24 protein-coding genes and 1 pseudogene are annotated in these 19018 nt (G+C 66.9%); 9 read left to right on the forward strand and 16 right to left on the reverse strand.

What is annotated here, in order from left to right:
- Positions 1 to 50 precede the first annotated feature (50 nt).
- A complete protein-coding gene (locus tag EGD98_RS09935) occupies positions 51 to 971 on the reverse strand; it encodes a hypothetical protein (RefSeq protein ID WP_220588223.1) in 921 nt (306 codons plus the stop codon).
- A 231-nt stretch (positions 972 to 1202) separates the two neighbouring features.
- Between EGD98_RS09935 and EGD98_RS09940 the strand changes: the two genes are divergently transcribed.
- The 3 genes from EGD98_RS09940 (at position 1203) to EGD98_RS09950 (ending at position 3114) form a co-directional block, all read left to right on the forward strand.
- Complete coding sequence (locus EGD98_RS09940; protein WP_220588224.1) at positions 1203 to 1823, forward strand: conditioned medium-induced protein 4; 621 nt, start codon at positions 1203 to 1205, stop codon at positions 1821 to 1823.
- Between the two features lie 50 nt (positions 1824 to 1873).
- Positions 1874 to 2533, forward strand: a complete 660-nt coding sequence (locus EGD98_RS09945; protein ID WP_220588225.1) for a CRISPR-associated protein Cas4 — start codon at positions 1874 to 1876, stop codon at positions 2531 to 2533.
- 122 nt (positions 2534 to 2655) lie between these two features.
- Positions 2656 to 3114, forward strand: a complete 459-nt coding sequence (locus EGD98_RS09950; RefSeq protein ID WP_220588226.1) for a HalOD1 output domain-containing protein — start codon at positions 2656 to 2658, stop codon at positions 3112 to 3114.
- 30 nt (positions 3115 to 3144) lie between these two features.
- Here the strand turns inward: EGD98_RS09950 and EGD98_RS09955 are convergent, their stop codons facing one another.
- The 3 genes from EGD98_RS09955 to EGD98_RS09965 are packed head-to-tail and all read right to left on the reverse strand — an operon-like array spanning position 3145 to position 4558.
- Positions 3145 to 3759, reverse strand: a complete 615-nt coding sequence (locus EGD98_RS09955) for an L-threonylcarbamoyladenylate synthase (RefSeq protein WP_220588227.1) — start codon at positions 3757 to 3759, stop codon at positions 3145 to 3147.
- 11 nt (positions 3760 to 3770) lie between these two features.
- Positions 3771 to 4286 (reverse strand): redoxin domain-containing protein, encoded by a 516-nt coding sequence (locus tag EGD98_RS09960; protein ID WP_220588228.1) that lies wholly within the window; start codon positions 4284 to 4286, stop codon positions 3771 to 3773.
- The gene (locus tag EGD98_RS09965) at positions 4286 to 4558 is read right to left on the reverse strand and encodes a glutathione S-transferase N-terminal domain-containing protein (RefSeq protein ID WP_220588229.1); all 273 of its coding nucleotides are present in this window, start codon (positions 4556 to 4558) and stop codon (positions 4286 to 4288) included. Before EGD98_RS09965 ends, EGD98_RS09960 begins: the two co-directional genes overlap by 1 nt.
- 91 nt (positions 4559 to 4649) lie before the next feature.
- On the opposite strand from EGD98_RS09965, the gene EGD98_RS09970 reads away from it, so the two are divergent.
- Positions 4650 to 6023: a hemolysin family protein gene (locus tag EGD98_RS09970; protein WP_220588230.1), complete on the forward strand. Its 1374-nt coding sequence runs from the start codon at positions 4650 to 4652 to the stop codon at positions 6021 to 6023.
- Positions 6024 to 6362: 339 nt separating this feature from the next.
- On the opposite strand, the gene EGD98_RS09975 is transcribed toward EGD98_RS09970, so the two are convergent.
- Positions 6363 to 7562, reverse strand: coding sequence for an inorganic phosphate transporter (locus EGD98_RS09975; protein WP_220588231.1), 1200 nt, complete (start codon positions 7560 to 7562; stop codon positions 6363 to 6365).
- Positions 7563 to 7805: 243 nt separating this feature from the next.
- On the opposite strand from EGD98_RS09975, the gene bioU reads away from it, so the two are divergent.
- The 3 genes from bioU to bioD are packed head-to-tail and all read left to right on the forward strand — an operon-like array spanning position 7806 to position 10756.
- Positions 7806 to 8867, forward strand: a complete 1062-nt coding sequence (gene bioU / locus EGD98_RS09980; protein ID WP_220588232.1) for a (S)-8-amino-7-oxononanoate synthase BioU — start codon at positions 7806 to 7808, stop codon at positions 8865 to 8867.
- 21 nt (positions 8868 to 8888) lie between these two features.
- Positions 8889 to 10088: an aminotransferase class I/II-fold pyridoxal phosphate-dependent enzyme gene (locus EGD98_RS09985; RefSeq protein ID WP_220589392.1), complete on the forward strand. Its 1200-nt coding sequence runs from the start codon at positions 8889 to 8891 to the stop codon at positions 10086 to 10088.
- Positions 10085 to 10756, forward strand: coding sequence for a dethiobiotin synthase (gene bioD, locus EGD98_RS09990; RefSeq protein WP_220588233.1), 672 nt, complete (start codon positions 10085 to 10087; stop codon positions 10754 to 10756). Before EGD98_RS09985 ends, bioD begins: the two co-directional genes overlap by 4 nt.
- A 223-nt stretch (positions 10757 to 10979) precedes the next feature.
- Here bioD and EGD98_RS09995 read toward each other — a convergent pair whose 3' ends face one another.
- Positions 10980 to 11690, reverse strand: coding sequence for a DUF5828 family protein (locus EGD98_RS09995; RefSeq protein ID WP_220588234.1), 711 nt, complete (start codon positions 11688 to 11690; stop codon positions 10980 to 10982).
- A 175-nt stretch (positions 11691 to 11865) separates the two neighbouring features.
- Here EGD98_RS09995 and EGD98_RS10000 point away from each other — a divergent pair, with 175 nt between their 5' ends.
- Positions 11866 to 12558, forward strand: a complete 693-nt coding sequence (locus EGD98_RS10000; protein WP_220588235.1) for a type 1 glutamine amidotransferase domain-containing protein — start codon at positions 11866 to 11868, stop codon at positions 12556 to 12558.
- 56 nt (positions 12559 to 12614) lie between these two features.
- Positions 12615 to 13292, forward strand: a complete 678-nt coding sequence (gene upp, locus EGD98_RS10005; RefSeq protein WP_220588236.1) for a uracil phosphoribosyltransferase — start codon at positions 12615 to 12617, stop codon at positions 13290 to 13292.
- Positions 13293 to 13495: 203 nt separating this feature from the next.
- On the opposite strand, the gene EGD98_RS10010 is transcribed toward upp, so the two are convergent.
- The 10 genes and pseudogenes from EGD98_RS10010 to EGD98_RS10050 all read right to left on the reverse strand — a co-directional run bounded on the left by EGD98_RS10010 (position 13496) and on the right by EGD98_RS10050 (position 18985).
- Complete coding sequence (locus EGD98_RS10010) at positions 13496 to 14101, reverse strand: IMPACT family protein (protein ID WP_220588237.1); 606 nt, start codon at positions 14099 to 14101, stop codon at positions 13496 to 13498.
- Positions 14102 to 14133: 32 nt separating this feature from the next.
- Positions 14134 to 14499: a 2Fe-2S iron-sulfur cluster-binding protein gene (locus EGD98_RS10015; protein ID WP_220588238.1), complete on the reverse strand. Its 366-nt coding sequence runs from the start codon at positions 14497 to 14499 to the stop codon at positions 14134 to 14136.
- A gap of 52 nt (positions 14500 to 14551) precedes the next feature.
- A complete protein-coding gene (locus tag EGD98_RS10020; protein ID WP_220588239.1) occupies positions 14552 to 14740 on the reverse strand; it encodes a hypothetical protein in 189 nt (62 codons plus the stop codon).
- Positions 14741 to 14796: 56 nt separating this feature from the next.
- Positions 14797 to 15300 (reverse strand): TrpY family transcription regulator, encoded by a 504-nt coding sequence (gene trpY / locus EGD98_RS10025; protein WP_220588240.1) that lies wholly within the window; start codon positions 15298 to 15300, stop codon positions 14797 to 14799.
- A 181-nt stretch (positions 15301 to 15481) separates the two neighbouring features.
- Entirely contained in the window at positions 15482 to 16333 is an 852-nt protein-coding gene (locus EGD98_RS10030) for a hypothetical protein (RefSeq protein ID WP_220588241.1), read from the reverse strand.
- Positions 16334 to 16394: 61 nt separating this feature from the next.
- Positions 16395 to 16472 (reverse strand): annotated as a pseudogene (locus tag EGD98_RS21170) (imidazoleglycerol-phosphate dehydratase); the annotation flags it as partial.
- A complete protein-coding gene (locus tag EGD98_RS10035; protein WP_220588242.1) occupies positions 16469 to 17395 on the reverse strand; it encodes a hypothetical protein in 927 nt (308 codons plus the stop codon). The gene EGD98_RS10035 and the pseudogene EGD98_RS21170, both read right to left, overlap by 4 nt.
- A 99-nt stretch (positions 17396 to 17494) precedes the next feature.
- The gene (gene hisB, locus EGD98_RS10040) at positions 17495 to 18082 is read right to left on the reverse strand and encodes an imidazoleglycerol-phosphate dehydratase HisB (protein ID WP_220588243.1); all 588 of its coding nucleotides are present in this window, start codon (positions 18080 to 18082) and stop codon (positions 17495 to 17497) included.
- Between the two features lie 223 nt (positions 18083 to 18305).
- The gene (locus tag EGD98_RS10045; RefSeq protein WP_220588244.1) at positions 18306 to 18737 is read right to left on the reverse strand and encodes a type II toxin-antitoxin system VapC family toxin; all 432 of its coding nucleotides are present in this window, start codon (positions 18735 to 18737) and stop codon (positions 18306 to 18308) included.
- Positions 18737 to 18985 carry an AbrB/MazE/SpoVT family DNA-binding domain-containing protein gene (locus EGD98_RS10050; protein ID WP_220588245.1) on the reverse strand — a complete coding sequence of 83 codons (249 nt, stop codon included), beginning with the start codon at positions 18983 to 18985 and terminating at the stop codon, positions 18737 to 18739. The genes EGD98_RS10045 and EGD98_RS10050 overlap by 1 nt, the downstream gene beginning before the upstream one ends.
- Positions 18986 to 19018: the final 33 nt, after the last annotated feature.

The following is a 19018-nucleotide window of genomic DNA, read 5'->3' on the forward strand; positions in this document are numbered from 1 at the left end:
ACCACTGCGTGCTAATTGACGCTTGTGATACGGTCGGCGATCGGGAGCCGCTACGAGTCGTCGGTGGGGACGGTGCCCGTGATGACCCCTTTCCGGCCGTTGCTGTTGTAGCTGGGGTCGTCGAGGTTCCCGAACCGCTCGCCGTCGGCGTTGTTCTCGTCGACCCACTCCCGCAGGTCGTCCGTGTCGACGTCGTCGCTGCTCTCGTAGACCACGACGTGTTTGAGAGCCGTGTCCTGGCCCTTGATTTTGGCCTGCTCCCCTCTCGCGACCATGTTGTCGAAGACACCGTCGGCTGGGTCGGCCTCCTCTGGAATGTCCGTCGTGCTACCCTTGACATACGTCCCACCACCGAGTGCGCCGATGAGCGCGCTCATGTCGTCGCTGTCGTCGCCGTAGCGGTCGACGTTGCCGGTCTTCGCGTCGATGATCGCTTCGGCCATGTCGGTGTCGCCGCCGAGTGACACCGAGAGGACGATCGCGCCATCGCCGACTGCGTACACCCGTTTCTCGAACGAACCGAGCATGAGAGCGTAGCCCTCGTGCTCGCTGTCCTCGGTGAACCCGTTGGCTTCGAGGTCCGAGATGGCGTCGTCGCGGTCGAAATCCGCCTCGACGACGAACCCACCGAAACCAAACAGCCCACCGAAGCCCAGAGTCGTCACTCCGGAGGCGTCCTGCCAGTCGATGTCGACGGGGCCCAAGAACTCCCCGGATTTCGGTGGCTTGAGGTCCCCGTCGTCGATTTCGCCCTCGTGGGCCTCGAGGTCGTCCACATTGAAGTAGGTGAAATTGTAGTGGTCGCTGTCGTCGACAGCAGCAGGCGCCGGGAGCCACTTCGCGTACGGCGTGGTGCCACCCAGCAAATTCGGGATACTCGAACAGCCTGCAGCGCCGACCAGCGCCCCCGCACCGGCTGTTGCTAACCCACGTCGTAACATCGCACGCCTGGTGTACGTTCCCTCGAACATGAGTCCAGCATCAAGGAGTTGAATCAATTATCTTTCCCAATCTATCGCGGATATTGCGTTCGAGTGTTCCCATCGATACGGCAGAGAAATCCAAATTCGTGATTTCGGTATCCCGACGATGTGTTTCGGAGTGTGCATATCCTTGTTTTCTCCACGAAACAGTTTCCACATATGCGCCTTCACGGCCCACCAAACAGCTATATACGTCGGCGTGGCCAACTCCCGTGTCGGATGGACGAGAAGACCGAACAGCTCCGAGATATCTTCATGGACGTCTCCAGCGAGGAGTCGGTGACGGAGTCACAGGCGGCCGGACGGGGGTCGCTGACCGACACCGACGAGGCGACCGTCGAGGAGCGGCTGGGCGAGACCGTCGCGCGGATGCGCGACCGGTACGACTTCCGGACGGACCTGGACGACCCAGCACTGGTGGGGCTGGTCCGTGGGTTCTACGCGGGCCAGGAGGACGCGGCGCTTGCCGAGGAACTCGGCGTCGACGCGTCGACCGTCCGCGAGGCCCGACTCGACCTGCATCTCCTGCGAGAGACCGACGACGACGCCGAGTTCGACACCGCGGCGTTCCGGAAACGCGTCGTCGGCGGTGGCGCCACCGACGACGAACTGGCCGCGGCGTTCGACATCGACACAGAGCGCGCGGCTCGCTACCGCCGGGTGGTCGAGGCACAGGCCGCCGCCCGCGGGGTGAGCCACCGCTTCACCAGCGAGTTCGAGGACGCGCTGACCGAGGCGGGACTGGCCACACAGATGACTGCTGGCCTCCGGGAGACGGGACTGGACGAGGCCACCGAGGACATCGACTCGCTGGACTCGGACGCCGACGTGTCGATGTAGCGGGCCGGCGCGACGAACCTTTTTGTCCGATTACGAGCCCAGCGCAGTCCATGGCCGACCATACCTTCAGAGAGCTCGAGACCGCGGCCTACTGCCCGCGAAAGCTCTACTACCGCCGGCGGGAGGGCCCGCCGGACGTTCCGGAGGACATCGAGCGGATACGCCGGCTCGCCTGCGAGTACGAGCGGCTGCTGACCGACGACGCGGCGCTGCTGTCCGCACCCATCGAACCCGACCCGGGGACCGTTCGCGAGCGACTGCGGGGGGCCCGCGAGCGACTCGACGCCTGGGACGGGCTGGCCGACCCAGTCGAGACGGACGTCTATCTCGCCGGCAAGGACGCCCGCGGCATCGCCCACAAACTCGTCGCGACGGGCGAGGGGACGGTCCCGTCGCTGGTCTTCGCCGGTCGCCCGCCCGAACAGGGCGTCTGGGAACCACAGTCCGTCCGGCTGGTCGCCGCCGCGAAGGCGCTGTCCTGGGAGCGCGAACGGCCGGTCGAACGGACCGTCGCGGAGTATCCGGCCTACGGCGTCGTCCGGACGGTCGACGTGACGGCGCGACGGAGTGGCCAGTACCGGCGAGCGCTGCGCACCGCGGAGAGCATCGACGGCCCACCGGCCAGAGCGACGAACGACGCCAAATGCGAGCCCTGCGACTACCGCGAGCAGTGTGGCGTCAGGACGCGGTCGCTGCGGTCGCTGCTGTGAGCGGAGCGCCCCGACGCCACCGAGCGAACGACAGGCACACCAATACTGGTAGTACCATGCCACGACGGCGGCAATACTCGTGGGGGTAAAACACTACACCCCACGATAGCCTCTACTACAGCATGGGCCCCACCACGAACCGAGCGGAGAACCAGACACCCGATAGCGTCTCACTCGCGGCCGATATCGTCACCGCCATCGCCGACAGAACCGGCATCGACCCACTCGAGCTCCCCTCGCTCCACGACGCGGTCGACGCGGAGTGTCTGGCCGATTACCTCGAATACGACCAGGACGGCCAGGACGTCGCGTTCCCCTACGCGGGCTACTGTGTCACCGTGACCGCGGCCGGCGCGGTGACGGCCGTCCCGCTATCTGCCATCGCCTCGCCGGCATCCATCGCGTCCAGACTCGCCGACTCGACGGCTGTCGACACGTCCCGCGGGTGGCAGTGGGAACCGTTCGGCGGCTACCACTCGACCCAGTACGACCGCGGGGCGGGCGAGCGGACGCTCGTCTACGGCGAGCACGGTGAGGGCGACTGGATCGAGTCAGACGACGCCGTCCCAGTCGAAACGTAGTGACAGACGCGCCACCAGCCCGGCGCGGGGTCACTGCTCGTCCAGCCAGCGCTCGACAGCGTCGGCGTTCGCACCGCGTCGATGAATCGTCCCGGCCTCGACGTCTACCACCGTCGAGCCAGTCCCGCCGGTCTCGCCGCCGTCGAGGACGACGGCCGCCATCTCGGTGATGTCGTCGAGCTCGTCGAGCGTGGTGGCGCTGGGGTTCCCCGAGATGTTCGCACTGGTCGCGGTCAGGGGCGCGACCGCCTCGAGCAGGGCCAGCGCCACGAGGTGGTCGGGGACGCGGACGCCGACCTTCGGCGCGCCGTCGGTCAGCACGTCGGGTACCGACGCGCGGCGCTCGGTGACGACGGTGACCGGCCCCGGGAGGAACTCGCGCATGAACGACTCCTCGCGGTCGGTCGGGTCGACGTAGTCGAGCGCGCTGTCGACGTCCGGCACCGCAATCGAGACGGGTTTGTCCCGCGAGCGTCCCTTCGCCTCGAAGAGACGCTCGACGGCGTCGGGGTCGGTCGCGTCGGCGGCCAGTCCGTACACCGTCTCCGTCGGATAGACCACGAGCGCTCCCTCGCGGATTGCTGTGGCCGCGTCGTCGATGTCCGCGGCCGCGTCGAAGTCGGCCGGGTCGATGTCGTCAGTCATGTCGGTGTCGTTCACAGCTGCGATTCGATGTCATCGTAGTCGGGGAAGGCGGGCCACTCCTCGCCGACCCAGGCGTACTCGACGGTGCGGTCCGAATCGAGGACGAAGATAGCGGGCCGAGGCTCGGCGACGCCCGCCATCCCGTCGAGTTCCATGTCGATGCCGTAGGCCTCGGCGACACCGTTCGCGGGGTCCGAGAACAGCCGGGCCTGGCCCTCGATATTTCGCTCGTCGAGCAGGTCCTTGTGGGCGTAGGGCGTCGAGATGGAGAGGCCGACGACAGTGGCGTCCTCGTGCCACGCCCGGTCCCGGACCTCGTTCCAGAGGTACGTCGCCGGGAACGCGCCGTCCATGGCGTGGAAGATGAGGACGACGGGGTCGTCGCTGTCGGCACACACGGTCGCCAGCGAGGTGTCCTCCCAGTACTCCTCGTTGACGAGCGGGCGCGTAAAGTCGGGAGCGGTTTCGCCAACGGCCGGGTGGTCGGCCGGTCCCAGTTCCACCACGTCGAAATCCAGCTCGACCATCAGGCGGCCTCCTCGGCGGCGCCGGCGTCCTGTCCATACGTCCGCTGCAGATACGCGACGATGTTGGCGCTCTCGCTCATCGTGACGCCGGTCTCCTCGTCGACGATAGCCGGGACGGTGCGCTTGCCGGTGAGTCGCTTGACGACGTCGCGCTCTGCGTGCATCGGTTCGACGAACCGCGACCGGTAGGCGAGGTCGAGGTCGTCGAGCACCCGGACGACCCGCTCACAGAACGGGCAGGCCTGCAAGCGGTACAGTGTAATGTCGGTCATACGGCCGCGAGTAGGGACGAGACGCTGGTAAGGGCTTCGGGGTACGACCATGGCAAGGCTTAATCCTCGGCGATGACAACTCCGACCGTTGATGGCCTTACCCGCGCCCGTAGAGTTGCCGGTGGCGATGCAACAGACGTTCGACGTCGTCGGCATCGCCGTCCCCGAGAGCGCCGTCCTCGTCGGCGGCATCGTCACGATACTCCTCCTCATCGTCCTGTCGGCCTTTTTCTCCTCCTCGGAGATCGCGATGTTCTCGCTGCCAGCCCACCGGACGGAAGCGCTGGTCGAGGACGGCGTGCCGGGGGCGCGCACCCTCCAGCAACTCAAGGCCGACCCGCACCGCCTGCTCGTGACCATCCTCGTCGGTAACAACCTCGTCAACATCGCGATGTCCTCCATCGCGACCGGACTGCTTGGCTTTTACCTCTCGCGAGGGCAGGCCGTGCTCGCGGCGACCTTTGGCATCACCGCCATCGTCCTGCTCTTTGGCGAGAGCGCCCCCAAGAGCTACGCCGTCGAGAACACGGAGTCGTGGGCGCTACGCATCTCGAAGCCGCTGAAGCTGGCCGAGAAGGTACTGCTCCCGCTCATCCTCTTTTTCGACTACCTGACCCGCATCGTCAACAAGATAACCGGCGGCCGGTCGGCCATCGAGACCTCCTACGTCACCCGCGAGGAGATACAGGACATCATCGAGACCGGCGAACGCGAGGGCGTCTTAGACGAAGAGGAACGGGAGATGCTCCAGCGCACGCTACGCTTCAACGACACCATCGCCAAGGAAGTGATGACGCCGCGTCTGGACATGACCGCCGTCGCCAAGGACGCCTCCATCCGCGAGGCCCTCGAGACGGCCATCCAGAGCGGCCACGCCCGGCTGCCCGTCTACGAGGGCAGCCTCGACAACGTCATCGGCGTCGTCCACATCCGCGACCTGGTCCGGGACTTAGACTACGGCGAGAAGTTCGCCGACGACATCGTCTTAGAGGAGCTCATCGAGCCGACCCTGCACGTCCCCGAATCGAAGAACGTCGACGACCTGCTAACCGAGATGCGCGCCGAGCGGCTCCACATGGTCATCGTCATCGACGAGTTCGGGACGACGGAAGGGCTCGTGACGATGGAGGACCTCACCGAGGAAATCGTCGGCGAGATTCTCGAAGGCGAGGAGGAAGAGCCAATCGAGTACATCGGCGACGACACCGTCACGGTCAAAGGCGAGGTCAACATCGAGGAAGTCAACGAGGCGCTGGGCCTCGAGCTCCCGGAGGGCGAGGAGTTCGAGACCATCGCCGGCTTCATCTTCAACCGCGCCGGCCGACTCGTCGAGGAAGGCGAGACCATCACCTACGAGGGCGTCGAGATACGCATCGAGCAGGTCGAGAACACCCGCATCATGAAAGCGCGCATCCTCAAGCTCGACCTCGACGAGGACGAGGCCGAGGAAGCCCAGGTCGAGTAGCGAGGGTTCGACCGCAGGGAGATTCCTCGAAGCGGAACGGCGACCCCAGGGAGCCGTGGAGCAGTAGCGAGGGTTCGAGCGCAGCGAGGTTCTGACCGTAGGGAAGAACCTCGACAAAGCGATGCGGTGAGAGCGAGGCGCTTCGCGCCTCGAAGCGAAGCGGTGAACGTAGTGAGCCACAGAGGAGCGAAGCGAGCCGCGGAGCAGCGAGATACCTCGAAGCGAAGCGGAGAGGGACCGGAGGTCCCTCAAGCAGTCGGGCGGCTTTGCCGCCCGACGACGGGGAACACAGTGACCCGTAGAGCGAAGTGAACCACAGAGCAGTAGCGATACCCAGTCTCAGAATAGCGAGTCGACGACGAAGAAGAGTCCGTAGGACAGCACGAAGGCGAGCACGAGCGAGCCGAGCCACGCCAGCACCGTTTTGCCCATCTTCCCGCGACTGACTTCGCCGTCGCCGGCAGCGGCGCCGGAGCCGACGATGGCCGAGACGATGATCTCGTTGAACGAGACCGGGAGACCGAAGAAGACGGCCGTCTGGGCGATGAGGAAACTCGGGATGAGCGCGGCGATGGAGCGCCGGGGCCCCAGCGAGGAGTAGTCCTGTGCGATGGCCTTTATCATCCGCGGCGCGCCCGTCCAGGAGCCGATGAGCAGGCCGATACCGCCAAAGAGGAGCACGCCCGTAATCGGGATAATCGAGGCCGGACCGGAGTCCAGCAGCGGGAGCAGCGGACCCAGCGCGAGCCCGACCTGGCTCCCGCCGGCCGAGAAGGCGACCAGACCGCCCAGCACGAGCAGGAAGTGCCGTTGCCCGGCCGCGGGGTCGGCGCGCACGTCGCGGTAGAGCAGGCCGCCACCGACCAGCGCCGAAAGGAGCGTGACGGCAGCTATCGTCGGCAGTATCGGCGTCCCGAGCGCCCGGCCGACCGCCCGCGCGACGGAGGCCTGCTCGGAGCCGGGCGCAAGCAGGACAAAGCGAACGTTCGCAAGCAGCGCGGCGACGAGCGCGCCCAGCAGTGGGACCGCGACGTCTTCGGGGACCGACTCGTTGCGCAGTAACGAGGCCGTCGCGTAGGCGATGCCGCCGCCGACGAAGGGTACGGCGACCCACAGCGAGACGATTTCGATGTACTTGGCCGTCGCCGGCTGGCCGCCCATCGCCAGCCCGACGCCGACGACGGCGCCGGTGACGGTGAAGGCCGTCGCGATGGGGTAGCCGGTGAAGATACCAAAGGCCACGAGCAGGGCCGCCGTCACGAGGGCGACGATAGCCGCTATCGCGGAGAGCCCGCCGCCGTCGGGGAAGAGAACGAGGCCGCCACCGACCGTCTCGGTGACGTTCGCGCCCTGCAACACCGCGCCGGCCAGCCCGAGGATGCCGACGATGAAGCCGGCTCGCATGACGGATATCGCGTTGGCTCCGACCGCCGGGGCGAACGGTGTCGACCCCGACGACCCGGCCCCGATTGCCCACGCCATGAACAGACTCGCCGCCGACGCTACGATGAGCGTCACAATCACACTCGTCGCTACCATCTACAGCGCCGTTTGTGGTTCTGCCAAATGAGCCTACCGTTCGACACGGCCAGGGGACGCTGCGGTCACAGCCGGCCACGCCGGAAGCGACCCCGGCAGGCGCGACGGACGTGTCGGCGTCCCGTCGTTTTTTATCCCCGTCAACCGATTATCAGAGCGACGTTGACGAGGTCGGGCGACCGCGCCCGGCGCTCGCGGAAGTCGGGGCACCCGCACTGCCGACCACACTCTATCGAGGATAGCATGGACGAGATCACATTCGCCGTACTCGGCACCGGTGGTATCGGTCGACGAACGCTCGAAGTCTCGACGGAGAAGGAGGGGCTGACGCCCGTCGCGGCCTGTGACCGCCACGGGGTCGCCATCGACCACGGCGGACTCGACGTGGACGAACTGCTCGCGGCGACGGAGGGGAACATCGCCAGCGACCCCGAGGACCGGGTCTCGACGGACGGCGGCGGCGCGGCCGCGGCGGGGGTCAAGCAGACCGGCGAGGACGCCGGTGTCGTCGCCTCGGCCCAGGCCGAACCGACCGAGACGCCCATCGACGACGTCATCGCCGAGAGCGAGGCCATCGACGCCGTGCTGGTCGCCTTGCCGAACTTCGAACACGACTTCATCCCGCGGGTCGTCGACCGCTTCGCCGAGGCCGACTACTCGGGGACCGTCATCGACGTGCTCAAACGCTCCAGAGTCATCGACATGCTGGACGACCGGGCCGACGCACTGGAGGCTGCGGGGATGACCGTCGTCTGTGGCGCGGGCGCGACGCCGGGCTTTCTCACCGGCGCCGCGGCGCTTGCCGCCCAGTCGTTCGTCGAGATCGAGTCCGTCGACATCTGGTGGGGCGTCGGGCTCAAGTCGGGCTACGAGGACAACCGCGGGACCGTCCGCGAGGACATCGCGCACCTGCCCGACTACGACATCGAGGACGCACGCGAGATGAGCGAGGCCGAGATAGAGGCCGTCATCGACGAGCACGACGGCGTCATCGAGTTCGAGGACATGGAACACGCCGACGACGTGTTGCTTGAGCGGGCGGGCATCTGTGACGCCGAGGACGTCACCGTCGGCGGCATCCTCGACCTGACCGCCGACGAGAAGCCCACGACGACGACGGTCAGCGTCACGGGGCGGACCTTCGACGGCGAGACGGGGACGAACACGTTCCAGCTCGACGACGACACCAGCATGGAGGCCAACGTCAACGGCCCGGCGCTTGGCTACATGAAGGCGGGCGTCCGGCGCAACCGGGCCGGCGAGTACGGCGTGTTCGGCCCCGGCGAACTGATGCCGGGCTTTTAGATGTCCGAGGAGGCGTCTACCGTGGGCCACGGCTTCGACCTGTCGGCCCGACTGGCCGAGCGCGAGGCGAAGGGGCTGCGTCGGGAGCTGACGCCGGTCGAGCGGGTCGCCCCGTCGAGTCGCGTCGCCCCGGACCCGAAGGGGGGCGAGCCAGCGTTCGACGACCCGAGCGCGCTCGTCTTCGCGGCCAACGACTACCTCGGACTGGCGGCCGACGAGCGCGTCCAGGACGCGGCCGCCAGGGCCGCCCGCGAGGTCGGGACGGGGGCCGGCGCCAGCCGCCTGGTGACCGGCGACACGCCCGTCCACCGGCGGCTGGAACGGGCGATTGCGGAGACCAAGGGGACCGAGCGGGCGCTCGTGTTCTCCTCGGGCTACGCCACGAACGTCGGCGTGCTGACCGCGCTGGCGCCCGACGTGGTGTTCTCGGACGCCTTGAACCACGCCAGCGTCATCGACGGCTGTCGCTTCGCCGGCGCCGAGACGGTCGTCTACGACCACTGCGACACCGCGGACCTGGCGGCGAAACTCGCCGAGCGCGACCGCGGCGGCGACGGCGAGTCCTGGCTGGTGGTCACCGACTCCGTGTTCAGCATGGACGGTGACGTGGCGCCGCTCTCGGAACTCTCTGACCTTGCCGACGAGTACGACGCGTGGCTGATGGTCGACGAGGCCCACGCGACGGGGCTGTACGACGACGGTGGCGGCATCGTCCAGCGCGAGGGGCTCGCCGACCGCGTCGACGTCCAGATGGGGACCTTATCGAAGGCACTGGCCGCCCAGGGCGGCTACGTCGCCGGGAGCGAGGCGCTGGTCGAACATCTCAGCAACGTCGCCCGGTCGTTCGTCTTCTCGACGGGGCTTGCTCCGCCCGCGGCGGCCGCGGCGACCAGGGCGCTCGAAATCGCACGCGAGGGCGACCGACGGCGGCGGCTCTGGGATATCGTGGCCCGGTTGCGCGAGGGGCTCGAAGACCTGGGCTACGAGGTGCGTGGCTCGACCCAGATTCTCCCCGTGGTCGTCGGCGACCGCGCCGATACGATGGCCCTGGCCGAGTGTCTCCGCGAGCGGGGCGTCCTCGCGCCGGGCATCCGACCACCCACGGTGCCCGAGGGGACCAGCCGAATCCGGCTGGCCCCCATGGCGACCCACACCGACGAGCAGGTCGAGCAGTGCCTGCGCGCCCTCGGCGAGGCCAGCCGGGAGGTCGGGCGCCGATGACCGGCGACTTCGCGGTCGTGGGCACCGGGACCGGCGTCGGCAAGACCGTCGTGACCGCGGGGCTGGTCGGCTGGCTCCGCGAGGAGGGGGTCGACGCGACCGCGGTCAAACCCTGTCAGACCGGCTATCCGCCGGACGACGACGCGGCCTACGTCGCCGAGGCCTGTGGGACCGACGACGCCGCGACCTGTCTCCGGCGGCTCGAACCGGCGCTGGCGCCCGCGGTCGCCGCCGAGCAGGTCGATGCGGAGCTTCCCTACGACGAGATTCGGGCGGGCTGTGCCCACATACTAGAGGGGAGCGAGGTCGGCGTCGTCGAGGGTATCGGTGGCCTGCGCGTCCCGCTGGCCGGGGGCCGCGAAGTACTCGACCTCGTGGCGGACCTGGCTATCCCGGTCGTCATCGTCGCCCGCTCGGGGCTCGGCACGCTGAACCACACGGCCCTGACCGTCGCGGCGCTCGACCGGCGCTCGGTGCCCGTCAGCGGCGTCGTCCTCAACGAGTACGAGGGCGCGACGACTGCCGAACGGACGAACCCAGCGGTCATCGAGCGCATGACGGGCGAGTCCGTCGCCACGCTCCCGCCACTGGCGACCGGCAAGCCCACAGCGGTCGTCGACGGTGTCAGGAATCACGTCCCGCGGTCGCTGGTGCCGGCCTTCGAGTGACGGGAACGGAGCGGTGAAGCCCGGGGACCGTACCCGTTCCCGGCATCGCCGCGACCGCCGGACGCCGAATCTCCACTCGAAGCAGAGGGGTGTGAAAACACGTGCCACACCACGCCCGGCAGCTGTGCCCGACGTGGTGGGCAACCGCCCGGCTCGCTGTCGGAGTCGCTCGCGTAGCGGGGGTGGTCGCTCGGATAGCGGTTCCGGGAGCGGGCCTAGCCCGCTAGTTCGTGTTCGGGTCGCCGTCCTCACCGGGTTCGACCGCGTCGACGCCCTCGGCGGCCTCGACCGCCTCGGTCACCTTCTCGGTGTCGACGTGCCAGCGGTCGACGTCCGAGTCGAAGTCGGCCAGCCGGTTCGAGACGCGCATCTTCAGGTCGTCGTCGTTGACGTTGACCTCGAAGACGTATTCCGGGGCCTCCTCGTCGCCGATGCGCCGGAGGTTCGCGCTCACGAGCGGGTTGTCGAAGTAGTAGGGCGCGATCTGTGTCATCACGTTGCGGTAGACCGTGTCCTCGACCTTGCGCAGCGCCTTCCGTCCGGCCGAGTCGGCCGCGCGGGCGACGTAATCGACGGACTCGCCCCACTTGTCGATAGCCTCGTCGGGTTCGTCGAGGTTCTCGTAGGACTCCGAGAGCTTCTCGCCGGCTTTCTGGAGGTCCTCGTCGGGCTCCTTGCCGGCCTGCTCCCCCTTGCCCTCGTCGATGCTGGCCTGTTCGGCCGTCTTCTCGTTGACGTCCTCGTCGAGGCGTTCGTGGGTCTTGGGCCGCCAGTCGTCGAACTCCGCCAGGGCGTCGTCGTCGATGTCCGCCTCGACCTCCTCGTCGCCGAGCACATCCTGGAGTGCCTGCGTGATGCGCTCGCCGTGCTCGACCACGTCGACCCAGCCGCCGTGTGTCTTGAATCCTGAGACGCTCTCTTCGATATCTGCCATTGTAGAAAGTACGGACGGTGTGGTACCGTGTGGTCGGTAGTTGTCGCCGGGACTGGTTAAGCGTTTCCGCCGCGGCGTCGGCCGGCAGGCAGGCGGCCGACGAGCGTGTGACCGAGGGTCACGACGCGGCGGCCGGTTGTTCCGTTTATCCGTCTCCTCCACCTATCCAGTACTGATGCCATCTGCACTATTCGTAGTCAGCGAGGAAGGTTACTGGGGCGAGGAATGTATCGAGCCGCTCACCACACTCACCGACGCGGGCGTCGACATCGAGGTCGCCACACCGAGTGGCAGCCCACCGGTCATCGACGAGCGCTCCGTCGACCCCGAGGAGGTCGGCGAGGAGACCGCCGAACGCTGTATGTCGGTCCACGAGAACGACGAGCGCCTGAACGACCCGACGCCCATCGCGCAGGTCGACGCCGGCGACTACGACGCCGTCGTCTTCCCGGGCGGCCACGGCACCGAGTGGGACGTCAACCAGGACCGTGACGCGCGCCGGCTCCTGCGGGACGCCGTGGCCCACGAGGACGGCAAAGCGATGGTCGTCTGTCACGCCGTCGGCATCCTGGCCTTTACCAGGGAGAGCACCGGCGACTTCCTCGTCGACGGACGCTCCGTGACTGGGTTCCCCAACGAGTGGGAGGAGGGTATCGTCGACGACAACGGCCGGATGCCCGACGGCCGCAAGCTCCCCTACTGGGTCGAGGACGAGGTGAAAGCCGCCGGGGGCGAGTGGGACGCCGAACTCGACGAAGACACCAGCGTCACCGTCGACGGCGACCTCGTCACGGCCCGGGGCCCGCCCTCCTCGGCCGAGGCCGCCCGGACCCTGCTCGAGGAGCTCGGCGTCGAGCAGCCGGCCTAAGCCGGACAGACACTGTCCCCGTCAGCGTTTACTCCCCACCCGCCGAGAACCACCGTATGGCACTCGAACGGCGCGGTGACGCCTCGCTGGTCACCCACGCGCTCGCGAGAGACGAGCTCTCACGGCTGCGCGAGAAAGACACCGAACAGGTCGAGTTCCGGAAGGGGCTCGTCCGACTGGGCCACCTCTGTGGCTACGAGATAATCGACGGGCGCATGGAGACCGAGTACGTCGAGATAGAGACGCCGCTGACGACGACGATGGGCGAGCGCGTGACGGGGCTTGACGACGTGGTCATCGTCAACGTTCTCCGGGCAGCGACCCCCTTCGTCGAGGGGTTGCTCAAGGCGTTCCCCCGGGCCCGCCAGGGCGTCATCTCGGCGAGTCGGGACGAGTCGACCGGGATGAACGAGGACGGCCAGTTCCCCATCTCCGTCGACTACGTGAAACTGCCCGACATCGAGCCCGACGACACCGTCATCGTCGCCGACCCGATGCTGGCGACGGGCTCTACCATGTCGGCGGTCCTCGAACACATCACCGACCAGGGGGCTGACCCCGACGGCCTCATCGTCCTCTCGGCGGTGGCGGCCCCGCCCGGCATCGTCCGTGTGGCCGACTCGTTCCCCGAGGTCGACCTGTTGACCGTCGCCATCGACGACGAACTCAACGAGGAGGGCTTTATCGTCCCGGGGCTGGGCGATGCCGGAGACCGGGCGTTCCGGACGACCTGACCCCGGTAGTCCGAGTCGAAACCGCTTTTAGGTGGGTGTGTCTATGACGGATATCTCGGTCGTTCGCGGCGTTTCGAACCCCCTTTCTTCCGCTGGAAACCCGTAGACAGCGGTGGTTTTTCTCTCCATCCGAAATGTAGAATCGTTTTGGGCATTAGCTTTCAAGTTGCCGTCAGTATCGACGTCGGCCCGACCTGTCGCGCTCAGTGGTCGGTCTCGATGTCGGCCCGGCCGCTGGTCGCGCTGCGGACGCGGTCCCGGAGTCCGCTCCCCTCGGCCGTCGGCACCCGGACGGTGAAGGTCACGTCGGTCTCGTACTCGGCGGAAAAGTCCACGTCGGCGGACTCCAGCAGGCTCCGCACGCTGCCCGAATCGTCGTATTCGACGGTGACGACGAAGCGCTCGTGGGGGACCGACTCGACGACGCCGGCGGCGTCGACTCCCTCCTTGACCGCCCGCGAGTACGAGCGGGCCAGCCCGCCCACGCCGAGGTTCGTCCCGCCGTAGTATCTGGTGACGACGGCGACGACGTTCGCTATCTCGCGCTGCTGGAGGACGTTCAGCGCCGGCTTGCCCGCGCTCCCGCTGGGTTCGGCGTCGTCGCTCGAATACTCCCGGAACGGTTCGGCCCGCACTCGGTAGGCCGGCACGTTGTGGGTCGCGTCGGCGTACGCCTCGCGAATCTCCTCGACGAACGCCTCGGCCGCGTCGACGGTCTCGACTGGCGCGACGTGGCCGATGAACTCCGAGCCCTGTACCTCGAAGCTGGCGGCGGCCCGCTCGGCGACGGTCCGATAGCTGTCTGCCACGTTCGGCGGTAGTCGCGCCCGCCGAATAGCCCTTACCGTTGCTCGTCATGGGTCGGGGCCACGTCGGTGTCGTCGGGCTGCCGACTCCCCCACATCCGTTTATCGAGCAACTGCACACGCATCCCCTCGCGCACCCGGAGCTGGCAGGACAGCCGCGGATAGCCAAAGCGCTCGGCGAGGTCGTCGTGCCAGTGGTCGGGCTCAGGCGGCTCGGCCAGCCGGACGCCACAGGTCGCACAGAGCCCGTTGCCGCCGCAGTTGAGCCGACGCGCGTAGCGGCCGTGTGGGGACAGCTCCGCATCGAGGAGCACGTCGCGGAGAATCGACCCCGCTGGCGCGGTCAGTTCCCGGGTCTCGCCATCGGGCGTCTCGACGGTGATGGTGACGGGGTGGGACATATCATATCGTCCCGCCACACGGACAAAAACGGTCGTAGTGGATGTGGCCGCCCTATTCTTCCAGCCGGTCGAGACGGGATTCGAGGTCGTCGATGCGCTCGTCGTAGCCGTACTTCCCGTCGTAGAAGTGATAGACGGCGACGGCGATGAGCGCCGGGACGCCGAGATACAACAGCGCGGTCATGAGTATCACGAGCAGTTCTGTCACGCCGGGGATGCCGACCGCGAGTGGAGGGTACATGCGTGCCCTGGCTCGCGGCGGGAGAATAAAAGTCCCGTTGACAGGTTCCGTTCGAGTCAGGCCAGCTCGATAGTGCGGACGAACGCCATCTCCCGCAGTTCGTTGATGAGCTCGCCGGGAAGGGCCTCGTCGGTGATGACGTACAGTTTGGGGTCGTCGGTGAACTCCGGGTCCTCGGAGAGGACCTGCCGGATGGAGATGTCCCGCTCGGCGATAGCACCCGTCACCCGCGAGACGATGCCGGACTCGTCGGCCGCCCGCACCGAGATGGTGATGGCGGTCAAATCGAGCACCGGCGCGAGGTCCAGCAGACTGGGAACGGCCGAGATGTTCCGGAAGATGCGACGCAACTCGTCGTCGGCGAGGATGGCGTCCGTCGTGGCGTTGACGACCCGGCGGTCGACGCCGACTTCGCGGGCAATACCGGTGTTGGGTATCTCGATACCGCCCGAGACCACCCGCCCCTCTTCGTTGACCGAGAACCCCCGCTCTAGCAGCAGACGGATGACGGCCTGCTGGCCCGGAGAGTCCTCGAACTTCTCCATTATCTCGTCGAACATACCGGAGTCATCGGTGGCGGCGCGTTTCGCTCTTGGGGTCTCAGAAGGCGAACGAACGCGTGGGTTCGTTCTCGCCGCGTCTGTTCTCTCACAGCCCCGGGGACCGAAAGCGAGAGACCGAATCGAGCGAGTCCAGCGGTGATCGGTGGCGCTGGCTCGTCCGGCCGAACCGCGACCGCTCTCAGAACGTGATATCGTTGCCTCGTATCGTCACGATGACCTGTTTGCCTTCCAGGCTGATATCCTGGACGGTGCCCCCCTGTCCGGTTGCGGCGGCGTTGACCCTTCCCTTTCGGTTCTCGTACACGTCGGTGGCCTCGGATTCGGAGTCGAACATGTACGCCAGTGTGGCTTCCGTGGTCCCGTCGACCTTCTCGACAGAGAGCCCGGTTCGCGCGGGCTCCAGTCCCGTCGGCGACTGGAACGTGCCCTCGGTCGCGTACACAATCGTCCGCCCGGCCATTGTCGAGAGGAACGTCCGCCAGTCCTCGTCGTTCTCGCCGAGCGGCGGCGTCTCACCGACTCGCCTGTCGAGGACGGGCTCGTACTCGCCGAGTATGGAGACGCCGTCGCCGAACGCCATCTCGGAGTCGACGGTGGTGTACCCCTGGTAGGAGTCCATCTGGAACCACCAGAAGTCGTTGTTCGACCGGATCGTCTCCGCGTCGAACGAGCCCGTCAGAACCGACACTTCGTATTCGGAGTCGTCCATGAGCCCGACAAGATGCGAGATGTCGTCTTCCGCGACACCGAGCTCGTCGGCGAGCTCGCTCAGGTCCCACTCGTCGTCGGCCAGATCGGGAAACTCCTCGCGGACTCGCTGGGTGTCGATAGAGAGGAGTTCGTGCTCGCCCGACGTGACGGGTTCGGCCGGCACCCACCCTGTCCACTCCGGCAGCGATTCCGCGGTCTGTAAGGGCTCGTCCGTCCCGTTGGGACTGTCACCGAACGGGCTCGAACACCCCGCCAACCCCGCCGTTCCGGCCACACCGAGCGCCTGTAGATACCGACGCCGGCTCGATCGCTCACTCATAGGTGGGCGTGCGATCCCAGCGATTAAAAATCCGCAGGCCAGGCGTCCGAAAAATGCGCAGTCAGAGTTCGCATTTCGTGCTGGCCACGTCGCTGCGCCGTTCGTCGATGCGGGTCGCGTCGTCCAGCGCCCGTGCTATATGTCGAACGTATCCTGTTCGGTGACGATGACGATCCGCCGTCCCTGTTGTTCGAGACGCCGGACTGTCCGCTCGGTTCTCTCGAGCTGCTGGGAGAGCGTCTCTCGGTCGCTGTCGTAGACGGTGGTGGCCTGCGACTGGGAGGCGAACAGGAACTGCTCCGTAAGCACCGACCCCCCATCGCTTCCCGCGTTGATGACGAACCCGTGACGGAGCGGCGTCGTGGAGAACGACGCATTGCCGTCGTAGCCCGGTTTGGCGGTGACGAGCGTCCCGCCGGTGAGCGTCGAGAGCAGCGGCCTCCAGTCGTCGTCGGTCGTCCCGAGGGCCGGATTCGAGTCAAAGCGCGTATCCAGGACGGACCGGTACTGCCCCTGGACGAGCGCTGTCTCCCCGATGGCTGTCGAGTCACCGAGTACCGTGAATGCCTGATACGAGTCTGTCTGGGAGCTCGAGAAGCCCAGATGCGACCGGACCGCCTCGGGGTCGAACGTCCCCGTGATGACCGTGGTGGAGCCGCCGGAATCCACTATCTCTATCATATCCGTCATATCCGCCGCATCGACCCCGAAGCCGCTCGCTCGCTGCTGTATCGCGCGGTTCCAATCGGAGTCACTCGGGAAGTCGCTCCGTAACCGCTGAACGTCCGCGGCGTGGACCTCGTACCCGTCGGCGACCACCAGATCGGCCGGAACCCACGACGTCCATCGGGGGACCGCCATCGACTGCTGAGACCCCGAGCTGTCGTCTTCGGTCGGTGTCGACGTGGGCGCCTCGGTTTCGGTCGGTTGGGCCGTCTCAGTCTCGGTCCTCGTCTCGGTGCCCCCAGTCGGCGTGTCGGTGCCGCCCCCGGAGCAGCCAGCCACTCCAGCTACCCCCGAGCCAGCGAGCGCCATGAGATACTGGCGTCGTGTCCCTTTCATGCCACCTGTTACACCCATTCGAATTATAAAATCATTCTTCGAGGTGGTGAACGATATTCTCCCGCCGCCGCTGTGACGTCGTTCGAGAAGTCAAAAAACCTACAGTTCGCCTTTCGTGCTGGCCACGTCGCTGCGCCGTTCGTCGATTCGGGTCGCGTCGTCTAAGGCCCGCGCCAGTCCCTTGAACAGCGCCTCTATCTCGTGGTGGGCGTTCTCGCCCTCGACGCCACAGTGCAGCGTCAGCCCGGCGTTCGTCGCCAGCGAGCGGCCGAAGTGTTTCGCCATATGGCTGGTCATCCCGCCGACCTCCGCCTGGGAAAAGTCGCCCTCGAAGCCGTAGTACGGCCGCCCGGAGATGTCGACGACGACGCTGGCGACGGCCTCGTCGAGGGGGACCTTCCGGTCGGCGAAGCGGACGATGCCGCGCTTCTCGCCGAGCGCCTCCTCGAAGGCCTCACCGAGCGTGATGGCCACGTCCTCGACGGTGTGGTGGTCGTCGATTTCGAGGTCGCCGTCACACTGGACGGTCAAATCGAACAGGCCGTGCGTCGAAAAGGAGTCGAGCATGTGGTCGAAGAAGCCGATACCGGTGTCGACAGTCGAATCGCCGTCGCCGTCGATATCCAGCGTCACCTCGATGTCCGTCTCGGCCGTCTCGCGAGTGACGGCCGCCGTGCGGTCGGTCATACCCCAACGCTCGCGGGCCGGCTATTTGCCACTTTTTACTGCGTCTCCCTTCCTCGCGGCGCGAAGCGCCGCTGGGAGGGCTCCTCGTAAAAACATGGGGAAAAACGGCCGGACGCTCGGTCGCTTCGCTCCCTCGGGTCCGGGGAACCGCCTCGCGCTCCGCGCGCGGCGGACGGCTTTCAGCGGACAGCCAACCCGTCGTCTTCGGTCGCCAACCGCACAGTCACTGCTCGAAGGGGTCGTCGGCAGTCGTGAGACGAGTGATATCGTCGACACCATCGAAGCCGTCATCGAAACTGTAGAGATACTCGATATCGAGTCGCTGCATCGCAGCGACGACGACAGCGTCAGTTAGCGAGAGTGACTCGTGACGGCGGAACAGCGAGCGACCGGCATCGAAATCCGATTTCGGTGTGTGGGTGAGGACGAAGCCACTGCTTTCGATGAGGGCATCGAGCGTCTCTGTCGCAGCCTCAGGTCCGCCTCTGGCCTGGAGATAGTTTACGACTTCTTCGAGGACATCACTCAGAATAACCCCGGTCGGGAGTGTCCCCGTATCTACGCCTCGGGAAATAGCAGCGCCCCGCTCGTGATTCTGATCCCGCGAGAGACGCGCGGCGATGAGCACGTTCGCATCGACGACCACCCGCGCCATCAGTAGTCCCCGGCAATGAAGTCGTGGTCTGACGCCGCGTCGGTCGGTTCCCCGGTGTCGACGGGATTTAGCTCGGAGAACGCACCGTACTGCTGTTTGACGACCTGTACGGAAAGCGCTCCATCCTCGTCGACGTGCCACCGAATCTTGTCGCCCGCTTCGAGACCGGCCTCCCGTCGAACTGCCGCCGGCACAGTGACCGAGTAGCTATCGTTGACCGTCGTTTCATCCTCCACCTCGTGAGACATACACGAAGCTCCGGGTTCCCGAGACAAATAATT

It is taken from the genome of Haloarcula salinisoli (assembly GCF_019599405.1).
Classification (GTDB): Archaea; Halobacteriota; Halobacteria; order Halobacteriales; family Haloarculaceae; genus Haloarcula; species Haloarcula salinisoli.

Excerpts from the sequence above, each read along its gene's own strand:
- EGD98_RS09995 (WP_220588234.1), bottom strand. The coding sequence starts at position 11,690 with ATGGCAGATATCGAAGAGAGCGTCTCAGGATTCAAGACACACGGCGGC.
- EGD98_RS09935 (WP_220588223.1), bottom strand. The coding sequence starts at position 971 with ATGTTCGAGGGAACGTACACCAGGCGTGCGATGTTACGACGTGGGTTA.
- EGD98_RS10030 (WP_220588241.1), bottom strand. The coding sequence starts at position 16,333 with ATGAGTGAGCGATCGAGCCGGCGTCGGTATCTACAGGCGCTCGGTGTG.
- bioU (WP_220588232.1), top strand. The coding sequence starts at position 7,806 with ATGGACGAGATCACATTCGCCGTACTCGGCACCGGTGGTATCGGTCGA.
- EGD98_RS10035 (WP_220588242.1), bottom strand. The coding sequence starts at position 17,395 with ATGAAAGGGACACGACGCCAGTATCTCATGGCGCTCGCTGGCTCGGGG.
- upp (WP_220588236.1), top strand. The coding sequence starts at position 12,615 with ATGGCACTCGAACGGCGCGGTGACGCCTCGCTGGTCACCCACGCGCTC.
- trpY (WP_220588240.1), bottom strand. The coding sequence starts at position 15,300 with ATGTTCGACGAGATAATGGAGAAGTTCGAGGACTCTCCGGGCCAGCAG.
- EGD98_RS09955 (WP_220588227.1), bottom strand. The coding sequence starts at position 3,759 with ATGACTGACGACATCGACCCGGCCGACTTCGACGCGGCCGCGGACATC.
- bioD (WP_220588233.1), top strand. The coding sequence starts at position 10,085 with ATGACCGGCGACTTCGCGGTCGTGGGCACCGGGACCGGCGTCGGCAAG.
- EGD98_RS09965 (WP_220588229.1), bottom strand. The coding sequence starts at position 4,558 with ATGACCGACATTACACTGTACCGCTTGCAGGCCTGCCCGTTCTGTGAG.
- EGD98_RS10045 (WP_220588244.1), bottom strand. The coding sequence starts at position 18,737 with ATGGCGCGGGTGGTCGTCGATGCGAACGTGCTCATCGCCGCGCGTCTC.
- EGD98_RS09940 (WP_220588224.1), top strand. The coding sequence starts at position 1,203 with ATGGACGAGAAGACCGAACAGCTCCGAGATATCTTCATGGACGTCTCC.
- EGD98_RS09945 (WP_220588225.1), top strand. The coding sequence starts at position 1,874 with ATGGCCGACCATACCTTCAGAGAGCTCGAGACCGCGGCCTACTGCCCG.
- EGD98_RS10020 (WP_220588239.1), bottom strand. The coding sequence starts at position 14,740 with ATGTACCCTCCACTCGCGGTCGGCATCCCCGGCGTGACAGAACTGCTC.
- EGD98_RS09970 (WP_220588230.1), top strand. The coding sequence starts at position 4,650 with ATGGCCTTACCCGCGCCCGTAGAGTTGCCGGTGGCGATGCAACAGACG.
- EGD98_RS09960 (WP_220588228.1), bottom strand. The coding sequence starts at position 4,286 with ATGGTCGAGCTGGATTTCGACGTGGTGGAACTGGGACCGGCCGACCAC.
- EGD98_RS10050 (WP_220588245.1), bottom strand. The coding sequence starts at position 18,985 with ATGTCTCACGAGGTGGAGGATGAAACGACGGTCAACGATAGCTACTCG.
- EGD98_RS10000 (WP_220588235.1), top strand. The coding sequence starts at position 11,866 with ATGCCATCTGCACTATTCGTAGTCAGCGAGGAAGGTTACTGGGGCGAG.
- EGD98_RS09950 (WP_220588226.1), top strand. The coding sequence starts at position 2,656 with ATGGGCCCCACCACGAACCGAGCGGAGAACCAGACACCCGATAGCGTC.
- hisB (WP_220588243.1), bottom strand. The coding sequence starts at position 18,082 with ATGACCGACCGCACGGCGGCCGTCACTCGCGAGACGGCCGAGACGGAC.
- EGD98_RS09975 (WP_220588231.1), bottom strand. The coding sequence starts at position 7,562 with ATGGTAGCGACGAGTGTGATTGTGACGCTCATCGTAGCGTCGGCGGCG.
- EGD98_RS10015 (WP_220588238.1), bottom strand. The coding sequence starts at position 14,499 with ATGTCCCACCCCGTCACCATCACCGTCGAGACGCCCGATGGCGAGACC.